Below are 14252 nucleotides of genomic sequence, written 5' to 3'. Positions count from 1 at the left end.
AGGAAGCTTATTAATAGCACAGCAGAGATTTTCAGAAGCGGGGCTTCGCCAGCTCGTAAACGCTAGCTCGCACGCTGTAGCGCTTCAGACAGCCAGCCAGTCTGCCGCTTACGTGAAAACTGCCCGCGCAGAAACTCCATCTGGTCCCCGCGAATCCGCGCGCTGTTGGTCAGTGCGAGATACTCCGCCGCATTCGGCACAAACGGCAGCGCCAGCAGTTCCATATCGATATTCTCCAGCAGCCGATTGCCCTTGTGCTGGTTGCAGCGGCGGCAGGCGGTGACGACGTTTTCCCAACTATCTTTTCCACCTTTGGAAACCGGGTGGATGTGGTCGCGGGTGAGTTCGCGGAGGGGGAACCCGTTACCGCAGTAGAGGCAGGTGTGTTGGTCGCGGGCAAAGAGCGCGCGGTTGTTGAGCGGTGGGCGGGTGCGGGGGCGCGCCATGCGGTCGCCGCCGCAGGCGATGATGGCGGCGAGGTCGAGGGTGGAGCGTTCGCCCAGGCGGTTAATGCCACCGTGTACCGTCTGCACCACGCCCCCCAGTGTCCAGGTCACCAGTTCCCGCACGTACAGACAGGCGGCTTCTTCCCAGCTCAACCACTCCAGGGGTTGGCCAGCGAGATTCAACCTCAGGATTTGCGCTTGCACGAGTCCACCTCCGGGGTTTGCGAACAGCAGAATGCACAAAGCCCCGCGGGCAACCCGGCGGGGCTTTGTGAGAAAAGGGAAAACAGGGCTTTGGAGAAATACTGAAGAAAGCACTGGGGAAGATCGAGGATATGGGTGCCGCCGGTGGAATGCAGCGAAATCTGGAGTTGATGCAGGCTTGACCACCAATGGAGAAAAGGTGGTTGCATCGAAACTGGTGTCAGCACTAGGTTACTGAACGCGTCATCCTCCATGGCCACAGTGTTGGGCCATCCTGTCCTGATTAAAGCGAAGGTTTGTGACGATTTCCAGACACTTTTCCGTATTTCCCGTATTTTTTGCCCTGGCGAAAAAAATAATGAAAAATCTCGGGTAGAAAAGCTCAGGAAATGAGAAGAAGTAAAAAAGATAAGAAGTAACGGGCAGGAATACGCAGAGAAATGACATGGGTTGTCATTCGCAGATCGGCGGGGGAATCATTTTGACGTTTTCAGTGCCCCAGAACGTAAAACACCGCTCAGGCAATCCAGCCCAAGCGGTGCGTCTCACAGGATGGTGCCCAAATCCTTTCGAGCTGGCAGCTGGTCTCCATTCCTTGGTGACCTGTCCTTGCCGCCTTTGCAGTCCGTTCTCCGTCCTTGCAAATACATTATGGTCGAAAGAGAAAATCAGGGTAGTGGGAAATTGCTGAAGTTGATGTAAGAGATGTCTTACAAGCATGTGACCGTCGTCACATTTAACCCGGGCGGGCCTTCTGGATAGAGCTGGCGCGTATCGCAACTGGTACGCCTGTGCGACATTTAGCGCCCAACTATAGTTACTTTTGTTACGAGATCAAGACGATCGTGAACGCTCCGTTGAAAAATGCGCTAACTTTTTCCCGCCTTGTGGCTTTTGCCGCCATTGCCCTGCTTTTGTTGATTATCGCGGTGGTCAAGGGGTTGGTGCCCGGTATCAATGTGCCCTGGGGCCAATTGATCGGCGCCAGCACCAATGAACAGACCGTAGCCCGCCAGTTACAACTGGCGCCGGGCTTCCGCCTCGACCTGTTTAGCGACCAGGTACCCAACGCGCGGTTTATGGCGGTCACCCGCAGTAATGATCTGCTGGTATCCCAGCCCAAGCTCGGGCAGGTGAGCCTGTTGCTCACGGATCGCAATGGCGACGGCAAGACCGACGGGCAGCGCGTGTTGATTGACGGGCTGCAACGCCCCCACGGTCTGGCGCTGTTTGAAGACTGGCTGTATATCGCCGAAAGCGACGGTGTGGGGCGCGTGCCGTTCGATCATTCCGACGGCCGCATTGCCGGGAGCTACCAGAAAATCGTGCATGGCCTGGCGGATACCGGCAATCACTGGACCAAAACCCTGGGTATGGGTCCCGATGGCTGGATGTATCTCTCCAGCGGCTCTACCTGCAATGTCTGCATAGAAAAAGACCCGCAGCGCGCAACCATCATGCGTTTTCGACCGGACGGCAGCCATTTCCAGATTTATGCCACTGGCCTGCGCAATAGCGTGGGCTTTGACTGGTCACCGAAAGACGGCGCGCTCTACGCCACCGACAATGGCCGCGACTGGCTCGGCAACGACTTCCCACCCTGCGAGTTGAACCGGGTGGAACAGGGCGGCTTTTACGGCTGGCCCTTCGCCAACGGCAACCGCGTGCCCGACCCGGATTACGGCCAGGGCAAACGCGACGAAGTGAGCGCCGGCGAGGCGCAGCAAAGGATCGCAGCCTCCATCCCTCCGGTGTTTGAATTCCGCGCCCACAATGCGCCGTTGGGGATGCACTTCCTGCGCAGCCCGGAGCAGCCCGATCGCTACCGCGAGGCCGCGCTGGTAGCCCTGCACGGCTCCTGGAACCGGGACGAAAAAGACGGCTACAAGGTGGTATCGCTGCACTGGCAGGAAGATGGCAGCATCCGCTCACACGACTTTATGTGGGGCTTTCTCGGCGAGGACAAAACCACGGTCTATGGTCGCCCGGTGGATATTGCGGAAGACGTGCGCGGCAATATTTACATTTCCGACGATTACGCAGGTGCCATCTACCGGGTACAGCGCGGTGCCGCAGGTCAGGAGACATCCGATGCTCCAGTCACCAAGCGTCCACCCATCAGCGCGCCCAAGAAGCCCCTCGCCATCGATGGCGGCGCCGCCCGCCAGGGCGCGCAGATATACGCGCGCCGCAACTGCGTGCGCTGCCACCAGCGACTGCCGCTCAAGGACCTGAGCCGCAAGTACACGCTCAAGCAGCTGGCGGACTACTTCGACACCCCTACGCCGCCCATGCCCAACTACGGTTTCAGCGACAGCCAGAAGCGCGCTCTGGCGCACTTCCTGATGGAGCGGGAGGTTGCGGGCGCCGGGCGGCAGCTGGAGCACTTCTTGCCCTGACGCCTACAGCGGATTACTGGCCCTTGGGCCGCTTCTGTAATTTTCGCTGTAGGGTTCTGCGGTGCATACCAAGGGCGCGGGCAGTGGCGGAAATGTTGCCGTCATTTTCCGCGAGGACGCGCTGGATATGCTCCCACGCCAGCCGATTGACCGAAGGCGGGGTGCAGGATATTTCCGGCAGGTCAGGATGATTACCGGGGTGGGCAGGCTCCCCCACCAGCGCAGCCACTAACTGATCGCCACCGGCGGGTTTACACAGATAGTCGTCGGCGCCGAGTTTGATGGCCGCCACGGCGGTAGGAATACTCGAATAGCCCGTGAGCAGGATAATCCGCGCTTGCGGGTTTGCCGCGCGCAGGGGGGCTATCAGCTCCAGGCCACTGTCATGGTCGATTTTCAGATCCAGCAGGGCGCAGTCGAACGGCTCCCGCGCAATCAACGCCAATGCGTCCGCCACAGTCGCTGCAATAAACGTGGTAAAGCCACGGCGGGTCATGGCCCGCTCCAGCATATTGCGGGTGCCGGTCTCATCATCCACGATCAGCAGGCGACGTTCGGATGTGTTCACACTTCCTCCACGGGCCGGGATTCCAGCGGTAACTCGATGGTCGCGATGGTGCCCTGCCCGCTAGTTCTGGGGGCCAGGGTAAGGCTACCGCCCAGCTGTATCAGGGCGGTTTTGCTCAAGATCAGGCCGATACCGAACCCCTCCGAATCGGGATCGGGCTGCGGCTGGTGCACGCCCCCGCCGCTGTCGGTGATCGCCATCACCAGCCCCTGTTCCGACCACAGCACATCTATTTCCACCGGCTGCGTCGCCGCGCCGGCGAGATTGGCGTCCAGCGCGTTGTTCAACACATTGATGAAGGTCTGCTCCAGGGTCAGCGGCAGGCGCGCACGAACATTCTCTGGGCCTTGCTGCGTCAGCGCAAAGCGCGCCTCCGGGCGCAGCAGTTGCCAGCGCTCCAGGCTGCGCGCGATAAATTCCTTCACCGACTGAAATTCCTCGCTGCCCGCCGGGTCCCGCGCACGGCTTTTCAGTTGTTCCAGGGCCTGCTTGCACAGGTTGACCTGCTGCTGCAGCAGCGCCAGGTCTTCCACCACCGGTGCGGCGAATCCCTGCTGTTGCGCCTGCAGCTCTTCCACCAGTAAACCGATGGTTTGCAGGGGGGAGGCCAGCTCGTGGGCGGTGCCGGCAGCGAGGGTGCCCAGGGACAGGACCTGATCCCGCCGCGCCTGCTCCTGGCGCAGGGTGTGCAGGTGCCGGTCGCGGCTGCGCAGGGCTTCCGCCATGCTGTTGACGAACCCGGCGATCAGCAGCGCAGAAAACGCGAAGGTGGCCCACATGCCGATCAGGTGGCGGTAAAACGCGCTGCTGTCGTGATCCGTTCCATGCCCCATGCCATGACCCATGTCGTGCCCCGCATGAGCACTGTGACCACCATCAATACCTGGGAAAAAGAGAATCAGGCCGGTGTAGGTGGCAATGCTGATCGCGGCCATCACCCAGGTGTACAGGCGCGGCTGGGTGGCCGCAGCGATGGTCAGCGGCACGAGCAAGTAGGTGACAAACGGGTTGGCGGCACCACCGCTAAACGCCAGCAGCGGCGGCAACCACAGCCAATCCATCAGCAAGTGGCCGAAAAATTCCAGCCGTCCCAGCGCCACACTGCCACGGGCGCGCCAGCCGCTCACCAGCGTGGTGACTAACCCCAAAGCGACAAATACCAGCGCACCCCCAGACAAGGTATCCCCCAGCCACAGGCTCACCGCGATATACGCCAGCAGGGCAATAGCCCGCAGCGCGGTCAGGCGCCGCAGGTTGGTGATGATGGCTTGGTCGCCGCTCGGCGGGGGCAGGTTCAATGGCACGGGGCAATCGACTCGGTAGTGCGTGAGCCGCCTATTGTGTCGCCGCAGAACCGATAGAGCCAGCGACCCCGCCGTCTGCCGCCAGCGAACTGCGGCGTTTTTTGCGTTTCGCGAGCATGACACCGCCGAGAACCGCGCCGGCGAGCAACAGCAGCAGCGTGAATACGATCAACCCATCGCGGCCCTGGCGCCCGGTAAATGGCGTCAGGTGGTTCCACTTGTGCAGCAGGGAAAAGGACAGGCTTTCGGCACGGTCGATACCGCGGGACTGATCCACCAGCACGCCGGTGACCGGGTCCACAAACAGCATGGTCTTATCGTCGTTCGCCACATCCACCTGCCACACCGGCAGGCGCTTGTTGCGGAAGTCGTATCCCGCCCCGTAGCGGGTGACCAGCTGCATGCCGGCTATATCCTCGGCCTGAATTCCCGCAAGACGTGTGGCCAGCAACTGCGCCTGGTCACGATCGCCGAAATCCGACAAAAGCTGTCCACTGTGCGCATCCACAAACAGGGAACCGGATTCCGACGGACGGCCATCAAAGCGCTGGTTGCGATTGCCGGGCGCGGCGCTTTCCGCCGGCGCCAGGCCGACACGGTAAAGCGGCACATCGTCGGATCCACGGATCAGCGACAGGCTGTTGATGGCGCGGCCTTCGAGCGCGCTCACCCAGGCAAATTCTGTGCTCAGATTGCGGTACTCCCCGGCTTCGCCCAGGCGCAGACCCTGTACCGACTCCACCAGGGAGGATTGCAGCAGGTGATAGAAACCGCTGGCTGACCAGCCCAGCAGCGGCAGCCACAGCACATAACCGAGCAGGCGGTGGTAGCGGCGCTTGCCGTCCTTGATCTTGCGCCGCTTCAGCGCAAACACCAGCGCCAGGCCGGTAGCGGCGAACGCGGACAGGGTGAGCATCAGCAGGCCAATCAGAATCAGGCGGCCGTATTCGAGATCATCCAGCCAGGCGAAGGTGTGCAGCTGCCGAAACACCCCCTGCAACAGCGTCTTGCTGCGGTCAGTGATGGACGCCAGTGCCGCGGTTTCGGTGTGTATAAACAGGGTCAGGGCGTCGTCGCCGGCGAAGCGCACCCGGTACACCGGCAGCAGGCGATTGACCGAGGGATACGCATTGTCGAAGCCGGTCTGCAGCTGGAGTTCGGCAATCTGATCTGCCGGGCGGCCGCTGTAATAGGTGGCGAGCCAGCGGGCCTGCTGTATATCACCGTCGGTGACTTCGCGCCCACTGTCGAGGTGGAAATAGCGGCGCGGCGCTGTCTCCGAGTGTGTTACCTGCAAGAGCGGTGCGGCCTCTCCCGGCACCAGCTTGACCACGCGCGCACCGCGCAGCTTGTCGCCGTCTGCCAGCAAGCTGGGCAGTGCGCCCAGCTTGCTGGCATCAAGGCTTACCGAGGGCGGGAAGAATTTGGCCGCCGACGGCCCAAACCAGGCCATCATCGGGTGGGTGATCCCGGAAATCGCCCAGATCAGGATACCCGCCAGCGCCCACCAGCCGAGTTTGTTGTGCCATTCCAGCCACTGCTTTTTCAGATTCATACTGCTCTCGATCGCTCGTTATTCTTGTTGATAATCAAAAGCGGTAACGCACACCGGCAAACAGGGAGCGCGGCAGTCCCGGGCGGTAGCTCAGGTCCTCGTCACCCACCTGGTTGGAGGTGTAGGTGGAGTAGCGCTCGTCGGTGATATTCGACAGGCGCGCGTACACGGACAGGTCTTCACCGAAGTCGTGGGTGGCGCGCAGGTTCAACAGCTCGTGGCCGGCGTACTTCTGGGTGTTAGTCTCATCGGTGTAGTAATCGCCCATATGCGACCACTCCAGTTCCATGCGCAGGCCGTTCAGCCACTCGGGGGTATAGGCCAGGGTGACGTTGGCGAGGGACTGCGGTGCGCGGCTGATATCGTTGCCGGCAAAGTTCAGGTTTTCGCGCACCGTGCAGAAACAGCCCGGATCAAACCGGCTGAATACATAGGAGTAGTCTTCGTACTGCTGGCGCATGGCCGCGTAGGAAACCCCCAGCTGCCACGCCTGCCCGATTGGCGCCTGCACGGAGACCTCCACGCCCTTGTGGCTGGTTTCACCGGCGTTGGTGGTCTTGCGATCATTGCCCTCGTCTGTGTTGGAGATGTAGCTGACGATGTCGTTCTCGGTGGTCATGTCGTACACCGCCACCTCGTAATTCACCCCCTCGGCGACAATACCGCGCAGGCCGATTTCCTGGCTGACACTGGTCACCGGCTCCAACTCGGTGGTGCCCTCAGAGGAGCCCGGGCGAAACAGGGTACCCACGGTGGGCGCGCGGAAGGCGTGGCGGTAACTGGCGTAAAGCTGGTGGTTGTCGCTGAGCCTGTACACCGCGCCCAGTTTCGGGCTCAGGTTGTCGTAATCGCGGGACTGGGACGCGGGGCGGAAATGAGCGGCATCGGTGTTGGGGGTACCCAGCTGATCCTCGTAATCCACTTCGAACACGTCGTAGCGCAGGCCGGCGCTCAGGCGCCAGCGCTCGCTGGGAGCGAATTCTGCGTGCACATAAGGGGAGATGGAGGATTGCTCCGCTTCAAAGTGGTAGGTCAGCTCGCCAGTGCGCGCATAGTCGGTAAATATCTCACCATCACGGAAGACTTGGATGCGCTCCTCGCGGTACTCCGACGGTGTGTAATCCGCGTCAACACCGACGATGACTTCACCGCGAACAAAATTGTGCCGGTACTTCAGCAGCAGGCCGTAGGAACTGAATTCGGTGTCGCGAATATTCGGGTCGTAGGTCACCATCCAGCTCGGCATCATCGCCATGGTGTTGTGGCGGATAAACGGGGTGGCGGTAACCAGGCTGTTGTCGCTCGGGGTGTAGGCCAGTTCGGAGGAGAGGCGGAAGGCCTCCACTTCCCGATAGCCGATATCCCCGTGGTAGAGATTCTTTTCTACATTGTTGCGGTAGTCGTCTTCCTCCAGGCCAGATACACCGCTCTGGTCGATGGTGGAATAAGACAACACCGTCTTGCTGTCCCAGCCCTCGGCAAACCGACTGTCGAGGCGGCCACTCATGGAGGTGCGGGAGTATTCCGCTTCCTCGCGGAAGCCCTCGCTGGCGGTGCTGTTCAGGTCCAGACGAAAGGCGCTGTGCTGGCCGAGTGGGTTGCCACCGGAAATCAGCGCGCGCTGCCAACCGTCGGCGCCCAGCTCACCATTGAGGGTAATTTCAGGCGAATCCGGTGCCGCCTTGGTGACGGCATTGATCACCCCGCCGATGGCATCACTGCCATAGAGCGCGGAAGCCGGGCCCTTGGTGACCTCCAGCTGCGCGCTCTGGGGCACGTTGATCTCGTACAGGCCGTTGTGGTTAAAGAAACCGGTGGGGCGTGTGGGAATACCGTCTTCCAGAAACAGATAAACCCCGGCAGTGGAAATGGGCTGGCGAATGGACGTCATATGTCCTTCTCCGCCCAGGTTGTTCACATGCACCCCGGCCACCCGATTGAGCGCATCGGCCGGGTGCGCAGGTGCGATATGTTCCAGCGCGGCCTCGTCAATCACCCCCACCGACTCTGCCAGCTCAGCGCGCACCTTGGCCTCGCGGGTGGCCGTGACAATCACCTGCTCAAGCACGCTATCCGGGTTTTGCGGACTTGCGGCCACGGCAAGCCCCATTGGTAGCAGCGCAGCCGGGAAAAATGCAACAACAGTAAAGCGGGACACAGCTTCTTCCTTGTCGAGGGTTCGTTATCGAAGCGCAAATGTTATCGAAAAAGCCCCGCGCGCAAGTGCGCCATATTGTCGCAGGGGGCATGAGATTGACCCTCCTTGCGGTTGCCGCTAAGGTTGCCCGCTCCTGCAGTCCCATCAGAGATATCCCCATGGCAGCCAAAAAGAAGACCGCGACCTTCGAGAGCGCACTGGAAGAACTGGAGCAACTGGTCGAGCGCCTGGAAAGTGGCGACCTGCCCCTTGATGAGGCACTGGCGGACTTTGAGCGCGGGGTGAAACTGACCCGCGAATGCCAGAAGAAGCTGGCCAGCGCCGAGCAGAAAGTGAAGGTACTGATGGAGGAGAACGGCCAGGTCCAGGAGCTTCCGTTCGATACCCCGGACGAATTTTCCGCAAACCCCGGCGCTGGAGATGCGGAGTAAGTGAGCACTTCCACCAAGCCTGCGGGCATGTCTGCGGGCCTCAAGGCGTTTTTGCAGACGTCTGGCCACCAGGTCGAACAGACCCTGAAGCACGCCCTTTCTGACCAGTCCAACGCACACGCCCTGTTCGCGGCCATGAATTACGCCGCACTCGGTCCCGGCAAGCGCCTGCGCCCGGCACTGGTGTACGCCGCCGCCCGCGCACTGGGGGGCAAAGAGGCCATCGCGCTCAGCCACGAAGCAGCGGCGGCGCTGGAGTGTGTACACGCTTACTCACTGGTACACGATGACCTTCCTGCAATGGACGACGACGACCTGCGCCGCGGCCGCCCCACCTGTCATATCCAGTTTGATCAGGCTACCGCCATCCTCGCCGGCGATGCGCTGCAGTGCCAGGCGTTCGAACTGCTTTCCGCCTCGCCGCTGCCGGCGCCCCTGCAAATTCGCGTGATTGGCGAGCTGGCGCGCGCTTCTGGCGCCCGCGGCATGGTTGCCGGCCAGGCCATTGATCTGGCGGCGGTGGAGCAAAGCCTGACGCTGGCACAGCTGAAAGAAATGCACCGCCTGAAAACCGGCGCACTGATTGTGGCCAGTGCCCGCATTGGCGCCCTGATCGGCGGTGCCAACGACGTGCAGCTCGCCGCCATCAGCCGCTATGCGGAGGCCATTGGTCTGGCGTTCCAGGTGCAGGACGACATTCTCGACGTGACCGCAGATACCGAGACCCTGGGCAAAACCCAGGGTGCCGATGCGGCGCGCAACAAGCCCACCTACGTTTCCCTGCTGGGCCTGGACGGCGCCCGCGCCGAAGCGCAGGCGCTACACGCGGAAGCCGCCCGCGCCCTGAACGACGTGGCTGCCGGTGTGGATACAGTAGACACCCGGGTGCTGCAGCAGCTCGCGGACTATATCGTTGAACGCAGTCACTGAAGTCAGCGCCTCTTATCCCGCTTCCACCGCGTAGGTAAAGATGTAACCTGTCCCCCAGGCCGTCTTGATGATCTCCGGCTGCTTGGCATCGTCACCCAGCTTGCGGCGCAGGCGGCTCACATGGGAGTCGATACTGCGATCAAACGGGAAACTCTCGCGCCCCTTGGTCAGGTCCAGCAGGCGATCCCGCGACAAAGGCTCCTGCGGATACTGCACAAACGCCAGCAGCAGCTCGGTTTCACTGGAGGAAAGGGGAACGATGTTGCCGTCCGGGTCGAGTAGCTGCATCTGCACCGGGCAAAAACGCCAGCCGGCAAAGGTGAACACGCCGCGCCTGCCGCTGCGTGGGGGCCGCTTCGCCCGGCGCAGCACCGCTTTCACCCGCGCCAGCAGCTCGCGCTCAAAGTAGGGCTTCACCACGTAGTCGTCTGCCCCCATTTCAAGCCCCACTACGCGATCGACTTCGTCTCCCCGTGCAGTGACGAAAACCACCGGCGGCAGGGTCTCGTCACTACACAGGTATCGGCAGAGTTCAAACCCGTCGCTACCGGCAAGGTCCACCTCCAGCAGAACCAGGTCAATCGGGTGCGCTTGCAGGCAGGCCAGCATCTGCTCCCCGTCGGCCGCCGTCACCACCCCATACCCGGCAGATGCCAACAAGTCTGCCTGCGCATCGCGGGCGTCTTCGCCCCCATCCACCACCAGGATGCGGGCTTTTACTGCCTCATTTGCCATCCGCTGCCACCTCGTTTTGTACCTGTTCAGCCGTCGTGCCGTTCGGCATACGCAGCGCCGCTGCACACCAGCAGCGGCCTGACGCCGCCCGTAGAATTTACACGGGTTCGCACACTTTTTCACACTTTTGGCAATCTTCCGCACAAATAAAGTGCCAAAGTAAACGCAAGCATAAAAACGCACAAAAAAACGCTGACAAAAAAAACGATAAACGTGACGAGTGATGCGTATGAAGCGACTTCTGCCCAGGGTCCTCGCGCCCGCCATGTTGGCGGCTGTGGCGACTGCTATCGGCGGGCAGCCCGCCGTAGCCATGGAACCACTCACCGCAACCGGATTGATCGAAGCCTGCAAATCTCATGCAATAGATCCACAGGGTTCGGGCGCCACAACCTGCCGCGCCTTTATACAGGGCTACCTGTCTGCCAGTACCGAGATTATCGCGGAGGAAGATCGCCCGTCCCAGTTTGTCGCCCGCGCCATTCGCACGCGCACCGGCCGGCTGTCCGCAGAGACAGAGCAGAAAATCAGCAGCCGCTATTGCCTGCCCCGCGCCGAAACCATCAACGCGCTGATCGCCAAGGTGGCTGGGCTTGCGCCGCCAGAAGCAGAAGACGCGACATCGGAATCTGTGATGCTCGCGGTGTTTGAAAACCACTACCGCTGCGATGATGTCATCGAAAAATAATGCCAAATTGGTTGCCCCGCCGAGGCGTGTACTCAGCGGTTTCTGTAAAGTTTGTGTAGTAGAACATTCATGCGTTACACCCTTTGCCTGTTTGCCGTTCTCGCCTTTATCTGGCTGGCCAACTCCGGCCATTACACGCCCCTGCTGCTCGCATTCGGGTTGATCTCCATTCTTTTTGTGATCGCCATTGCCCGTCGTATGAAGGTCGTAGACGGTGAGTCGCTGCCGCTGGAGCTGTGGTCCACACTGCCCCGCTACTACCTCTGGCTGCTGCGCAAAATCATTGCCAGTAACCTGGAAGTGGCACGCTGCGTATGGGGCGGCCTGCTGCGCGGAAAAATAAACATGCCAGCGACCATCTCCCCCTGCAGTGAACGCATCCCCACCACCCTGAAGACGGATCTGGGCAAAGTGCTGTATGCCAATTCCATTACCCTGACCCCCGGCACCGTGGCCATCGACGTGAGTGATAGCTCCATTCTGGTACACGCATTAACCCGTGCGGGGCTGGACGAAGTAAAGCAAGGTGAAATGGAACAGCGCATTCGAAAACTGACGGAAAACCAGGGCTCCAGTAACACAGCAACGGGGTCGCCATCATGATGCTGTATGCAACCCTCGTGGCATTGCTGGTGGTCATGTCACTGGCCTTGATCCGTGCAGTGCGTGGCCCGAGTATTCACGACCGGATTCTCGCGGTGAACATGTTCAGCACCAAAACCGTACTGCTAATCGCGGTCATCTGCTTTACCTTCGGCAAACCGGAGTTTCTGGATATCGCCCTGGTCTATGCGCTGATCAACTTCGTGAGTGTGATCGGTGTGCTGCGGTACTTTGAATTCCGTACCGCAAACGCGGCGTCCGCAACGGAGGTGACCGGTGATTGATTCGTTGCTGACGTTTGCCAGTGGCCTGCTGCTATTGCTGGGCTGCTTTTTTATGCTGACCGGGGCCATCGGACTGCTGCGTTTTCCCGACTTCTACTCCCGTATGCATTCCGCCGGCGTGACCGATACCCTGGCCACCTTTTTGATCATCAGCGGTTTGATGCTGGCTGCCGGCTGGTCGCTGGCCCTGTTCAAGCTGGGTATGATCATGCTGTTTATTTTCTTCACCAGCCCCACCGCCAGCCATGCTCTGGCGCGCTCGGCCCAGCTCAGTGCCCTGCGGCTGCCGCCTGTGACAACGGGAGCCACGCAACCTGAAACTGCCAGCTCGACGGCGGCAAGCGCGGGCAATACAACGGACACCGCCGTTGAGGCCGCCGATGACACCCGGGCCTGATGTCCCATTCACCGCATGTCTTCACGATGACGATCGCTATGAGACCAAAACAACAAATCCTCCGGGAGCGTAATTGATGGACCTGCTGCTGGATATCGCCTTGCTGGCACTGTTGCTGGCCACCGCCATTTCCATTGCCTGGATCAAGGACCTGTTCGCCGCCGCGATGCTGGCGGGGATTTACGGGCTGCTGTCCGCAGGCTTTTTCATGACTATGGGTGCGGTGGATGTCGCGTTTACCGAGGCCGCCGTGGGTGCGGGTATTTCCCCGCTGCTGATCGTGATGACGCTCGCGCTGTGTGGCCGTTACCAGCGCGCCGATCGCGCCCGCGCGCGCCTGGCCATCGCGCTGGTGGCTTCGGTGGGCGCCATGTTGATCGCGGCCACCGTCGATATGCCCTCGTTTGGCGATGCCAATGCGCCGGCGCACATGCACGTGGCACCGCACTATATTTCCGAATCCATGGCGGAGATCGGCATTCCCAACATTGTCACCTCGGTACTGGCGAGCTATCGCGGATTCGATACCTTCGGTGAGGTGGTGGTAATTTTCACTGCCGGTCTCGGCGTGCTGTCACTGTTGATGGCACGCGCGGAGCAGCCGCTGCAGGCCAGTCCGCAAACGCCGGTGGAAGCGCAATCCCGCGATATCGTGTTGCGCGTGGTGGCCAAGGTATTGATCGCGCCCATCATGCTGTACGCACTGTATGTGCAGTTCCACGGCGAGTATGGCCCCGGCGGAGGCTTCCAGGCGGGTGTGATCTTTGCGGTGGGCTTTATCCTCTACGGGCTGGTGTTCGGCCTCGACGCCGTGCGCAAGGTCGCCTCCCACGGCCTGGTGCAAATGCTGTCGGCGGTGGGCGTGCTGATCTATGGCTGTGTAGGCCTGCTGAGCCTGGTCAGCGGCAAGAATTTTCTGGATTACGGCGCACTCGCCGGCAATCCGGTAACCGGCCAGCATGTGGGCATCATCGCCATTGAGCTGGGTGTGGGCATCACCGTGGCGGCGGTGATGATTATGGTGTTTTATCTGTTTTCTGCGCAGCTGCGTGTGCGCAGCGTGCAACTCCCTGCAACGGCTTCCTCAGCGGCAATATCGCCGCTGGACGATCTGCAGGGTGTCGAAGGGAGGGCCGGATAAAGTGTTACTGGCATCACACTACAACTACTGGATCGTTATCGCGCTGATGATGATCGGCCTGTATATGGTCATTGCCCAGGGCAACCTGGTTAAAAAAATTATCGGGCTGAATATTTTTCAGACCTCGGTTTTCATTTTCTACATCAGCGTCGGCAAGGTGGATGGTGGCAGCGCGCCCATTCTCAGTGACGGTGTCACCCTGTATTCCAACCCGCTGCCGCACGTGCTGATTCTGACCGCCATTGTGGTGGGCATTGCGACCACCTCGCTGGCACTGGCGCTGATCATCCGCATCAAAGGCGCTTACGGGTCCATCGAAGAGCGCGACATCCAGGCCGAAGAAGCCCTGCAGGAGCGCAGCGCGCAACAGGCTGCGGCCCAGACCTCTGCCGGTAAGGAGCAATAAACC

The 14252-nt window shown here is 60.9% G+C and carries 15 protein-coding genes; 9 read left to right on the top strand and 6 right to left on the bottom strand.

Annotation, left to right across the window (positions count from 1 at the left end):
* Positions 1-62 precede the first annotated feature (62 nt).
* Positions 63-650: an HNH endonuclease gene (locus JF535_RS05220; RefSeq protein ID WP_206999842.1), complete on the bottom strand. Its 588-nt coding sequence runs from the start codon at positions 648-650 to the stop codon at positions 63-65.
* Positions 651-1495: 845 nt separating this feature from the next.
* Here JF535_RS05220 and JF535_RS05215 point away from each other — a divergent pair.
* A complete protein-coding gene (locus JF535_RS05215) occupies positions 1496-3049 on the top strand; it encodes a DUF7133 domain-containing protein (protein ID WP_340674128.1) in 1554 nt (517 codons plus the stop codon).
* A 13-nt stretch (positions 3050-3062) separates the two neighbouring features.
* Here the strand turns inward: JF535_RS05215 and JF535_RS05210 are convergent, their stop codons facing one another.
* From JF535_RS05210 to JF535_RS05195, 4 genes are read right to left on the bottom strand one after another with little or no spacing between them, the layout of a single operon-like run.
* On the bottom strand, positions 3063-3617 hold the full coding sequence (locus JF535_RS05210) for a response regulator (RefSeq protein ID WP_206999840.1): 555 nt from the start codon (positions 3615-3617) through the stop codon (positions 3063-3065).
* Positions 3614-4921, bottom strand: a complete 1308-nt coding sequence (locus tag JF535_RS05205; protein WP_206999838.1) for an ATP-binding protein — start codon at positions 4919-4921, stop codon at positions 3614-3616. Before JF535_RS05205 ends, JF535_RS05210 begins: the two co-directional genes overlap by 4 nt.
* A 31-nt stretch (positions 4922-4952) precedes the next feature.
* A complete protein-coding gene (locus JF535_RS05200) occupies positions 4953-6476 on the bottom strand; it encodes a PepSY-associated TM helix domain-containing protein (RefSeq protein WP_206999836.1) in 1524 nt (507 codons plus the stop codon).
* A 34-nt stretch (positions 6477-6510) separates the two neighbouring features.
* Positions 6511-8634: a TonB-dependent receptor gene (locus tag JF535_RS05195; protein ID WP_340674127.1), complete on the bottom strand. Its 2124-nt coding sequence runs from the start codon at positions 8632-8634 to the stop codon at positions 6511-6513.
* A gap of 158 nt (positions 8635-8792) precedes the next feature.
* Here JF535_RS05195 and xseB point away from each other — a divergent pair, with 158 nt between their 5' ends.
* Positions 8793-9065, top strand: coding sequence for an exodeoxyribonuclease VII small subunit (gene xseB / locus JF535_RS05190; RefSeq protein WP_206999834.1), 273 nt, complete (start codon positions 8793-8795; stop codon positions 9063-9065).
* Between the two features lie 27 nt (positions 9066-9092).
* The gene (locus JF535_RS05185) at positions 9093-9995 is read left to right on the top strand and encodes a polyprenyl synthetase family protein (RefSeq protein ID WP_207000250.1); all 903 of its coding nucleotides are present in this window, start codon (positions 9093-9095) and stop codon (positions 9993-9995) included.
* Between the two features lie 12 nt (positions 9996-10007).
* On the opposite strand, the gene JF535_RS05180 is transcribed toward JF535_RS05185, so the two are convergent.
* A complete protein-coding gene (locus JF535_RS05180) occupies positions 10008-10730 on the bottom strand; it encodes a response regulator (protein ID WP_206999832.1) in 723 nt (240 codons plus the stop codon).
* 229 nt (positions 10731-10959) lie between these two features.
* Here JF535_RS05180 and JF535_RS05175 point away from each other — a divergent pair, with 229 nt between their 5' ends.
* The 6 genes from JF535_RS05175 to JF535_RS05150 all read left to right on the top strand — a co-directional run bounded on the left by JF535_RS05175 (position 10960) and on the right by JF535_RS05150 (position 14249).
* Entirely contained in the window at positions 10960-11418 is a 459-nt protein-coding gene (locus JF535_RS05175) for a hypothetical protein (RefSeq protein ID WP_206999830.1), read from the top strand.
* A 69-nt stretch (positions 11419-11487) separates the two neighbouring features.
* Complete coding sequence (locus JF535_RS05170) at positions 11488-12021, top strand: Na+/H+ antiporter subunit E (RefSeq protein ID WP_206999828.1); 534 nt, start codon at positions 11488-11490, stop codon at positions 12019-12021.
* Positions 12018-12305 carry an MrpF/PhaF family protein gene (locus tag JF535_RS05165; RefSeq protein WP_227718125.1) on the top strand — a complete coding sequence of 96 codons (288 nt, stop codon included), beginning with the start codon at positions 12018-12020 and terminating at the stop codon, positions 12303-12305. The genes JF535_RS05170 and JF535_RS05165 overlap by 4 nt, the downstream gene beginning before the upstream one ends.
* Positions 12298-12702 (top strand): monovalent cation/H(+) antiporter subunit G, encoded by a 405-nt coding sequence (gene mnhG, locus JF535_RS05160; RefSeq protein ID WP_340674126.1) that lies wholly within the window; start codon positions 12298-12300, stop codon positions 12700-12702. Before JF535_RS05165 ends, mnhG begins: the two co-directional genes overlap by 8 nt.
* 76 nt (positions 12703-12778) lie before the next feature.
* Complete coding sequence (locus JF535_RS05155) at positions 12779-13843, top strand: DUF4040 domain-containing protein (protein ID WP_207000246.1); 1065 nt, start codon at positions 12779-12781, stop codon at positions 13841-13843.
* 1 nt (position 13844) lies between these two features.
* Positions 13845-14249: a cation:proton antiporter subunit C gene (locus tag JF535_RS05150; RefSeq protein ID WP_206999826.1), complete on the top strand. Its 405-nt coding sequence runs from the start codon at positions 13845-13847 to the stop codon at positions 14247-14249.
* Positions 14250-14252 lie beyond the last annotated feature (3 nt).

It is taken from the genome of Microbulbifer salipaludis, from assembly GCF_017303155.1.
Taxonomy (GTDB): Bacteria; Pseudomonadota; Gammaproteobacteria; order Pseudomonadales; family Cellvibrionaceae; genus Microbulbifer; species Microbulbifer salipaludis.
Note: the sequence above shows the minus strand (reverse complement) of the source record. Positions and strands in the feature narration are given on the sequence as shown.

Bases quoted from the DNA above. Each gene is read 5' to 3' on its own strand.
- JF535_RS05200 (WP_206999836.1), bottom strand. From the start codon at position 6,476: ATGAATCTGAAAAAGCAGTGGCTGGAATGGCACAACAAACTCGGCTGG.
- xseB (WP_206999834.1), top strand. From the start codon at position 8,793: ATGGCAGCCAAAAAGAAGACCGCGACCTTCGAGAGCGCACTGGAAGAA.
- JF535_RS05185 (WP_207000250.1), top strand. From the start codon at position 9,093: ATGTCTGCGGGCCTCAAGGCGTTTTTGCAGACGTCTGGCCACCAGGTC.
- JF535_RS05180 (WP_206999832.1), bottom strand. From the start codon at position 10,730: ATGGCAAATGAGGCAGTAAAAGCCCGCATCCTGGTGGTGGATGGGGGC.
- JF535_RS05175 (WP_206999830.1), top strand. From the start codon at position 10,960: ATGAAGCGACTTCTGCCCAGGGTCCTCGCGCCCGCCATGTTGGCGGCT.
- JF535_RS05170 (WP_206999828.1), top strand. From the start codon at position 11,488: ATGCGTTACACCCTTTGCCTGTTTGCCGTTCTCGCCTTTATCTGGCTG.
- JF535_RS05165 (WP_227718125.1), top strand. From the start codon at position 12,018: ATGATGCTGTATGCAACCCTCGTGGCATTGCTGGTGGTCATGTCACTG.
- JF535_RS05155 (WP_207000246.1), top strand. From the start codon at position 12,779: ATGGACCTGCTGCTGGATATCGCCTTGCTGGCACTGTTGCTGGCCACC.